At 68.4% G+C, this 1,608-nt stretch carries 1 protein-coding gene; it reads right to left on the bottom strand.

All coding sequences use genetic code 11. The features are described 5' to 3' along the window. Nucleotides 1-233: 233 nt before the first annotated feature. Nucleotides 234-1,187 (bottom strand): LLM class F420-dependent oxidoreductase, encoded by a 954-nt coding sequence (locus ACFC09_RS46040; protein ID WP_376539196.1) that lies wholly within the window; start codon nucleotides 1,185-1,187, stop codon nucleotides 234-236. Nucleotides 1,188-1,608 lie beyond the last annotated feature (421 nt).

Raw genomic sequence — 1,608 nt, 5'->3', positions numbered from 1 at the left:
AAGGTACGACAAGTTGGCGGTCCGCTACGAGGCGACCGTGCTGGTCGCGGCCATCAACGAATGGCTGTGACCAGCACTTTTGAAACGCACCCTAGCCGCGGCCGATGAGCCACTGAGCGAGATGCCAGCCCAGTCCGTTGGCGTACTCCACCGCCCCCACTTCCGCTGCGGCAACCGCTTGGCCCAGGCCAGCAGCCGCCGGTTGTCCGTGGCGACATCCACGCGCTGATCGGTCACGTGCTGATGCAGCCGCGCTGACGGACGCGGACGTCGCGGGCTGCAGTGACCGCGGTGGCGTCGTCAGCCGGATTGCGGAGTGCCTGTGCCGTGACCAGTTCTGGGGCGAGGGCACGCCATGCCTGGCGGGCGAAGGTTTCCGGGGTATCAGTGATCACCTGGACGGCTATGTGGTCGGCCCCGGCCTGACGATGTTCGGTGAGCCGGGCAGCGATCTCGTTCGGGTTCCCCCAGGCGAACAGCGCATCGATCAGACGGTCGCTGCCGCCAGAGGCCAAGTCCTCGGCGGCGAATCCCCCACGTAGCCACGCCGACCGGTAGTTGCGCAGCTTGAGGTAGGGAGCGAGCATCGTCCTGGCTTTGGCGCGGGCTGCTTCGGCACTGGTGTGCAGGATGACGGTCTGCTCCACTGCGAGCAGGGGGCCCTCACCGAGTATCGACCTGGCCCAGGCGGTATGGGCGGGGTCGACGAGATAGGGGTGCACTCCCGTGGATTTGACAGCTGCCAGCCGGGTCATCTGCGGTCCGTGCGCACCGATGATTCGCGCAGTCGACGGCAGTGGAGGAGTCACCGCGTCCAACGCGTCCAGGTATGAGCGCAGAGCGTGGTATGGCTCACGGTATCGGCCGACGAAGTCGGCGTGGCTGACGCCGAGTCCCACCAGCAGCCGATTCCGTTGTTGCTGCGGGAGCGCGTGGAAGGTGGCGGCGAGCCGGTCCGGTGACCTCTCCCAGATGGACACGCACCCCGTTGCGACGGTGACCCGGGTGGTCGCGGCCAGGACTTCGGCTGCCGTGACCAAGTCCCCGCGGGGGTTGCCCCCCGGGCTGCCGCCGAGCCAGATGGCACCGTACCCGAGTTCCTCCAGCTCAGTAGCAGCATCCCGCGCCTCGGTGCGATCCCCGTGTGTGAACGCCAGGCTCCAGATACCTATCGTTCCGAGATCCATGACAAAGCCTTCCTGCTGGGTGCGGAAGCTCCGTTGTAGTGGTGCGGGGCGGGACCTGCCCTTCTGGAGGCTCTGACCTGTCCGGAACCTGCTCCTCAGCGTCTGGATCAACTGCCTTGACGGCCCGCACCTTCCGGGAGGCGAACAGACCGGCAGAGCACGAAGAACGCAACTGCCGTTCGCGGTCTCGTCTTGTCGGCCGGCGCTTCGCGCAGGCCCTGCATCTGGCTCTGGTCACGCTGGATCTTCTACTGATGCCGCAGGTTCGGCGGGCTCGGACGAACCCGGGCTGGACGCTGCGGCGGGGCGCCCCGCGAATACCCGGGGGGCCCCCCCCCTCGCGGGGCGGAGGGCGGCCGGATCCACCGGGGGGGGGGGGGGGGCGGAGACCCTTGCCCCCCCGCAAAGGCCCTCCGGTGCC

Origin of the sequence: Streptomyces sp. NPDC056161 (assembly GCF_042268025.1) — a bacterium.
GTDB lineage: Bacteria > Actinomycetota > Actinomycetes > Streptomycetales > Streptomycetaceae > Streptomyces.
Note: the sequence above shows the minus strand (reverse complement) of the source record. Positions and strands in the feature narration are given on the sequence as shown.

Coding starts and splice junctions, on each gene's coding strand:
- ACFC09_RS46040 (WP_376539196.1), bottom strand. CDS start 1,187: ATGGATCTCGGAACGATAGGTATCTGGAGCCTGGCGTTCACACACGGG.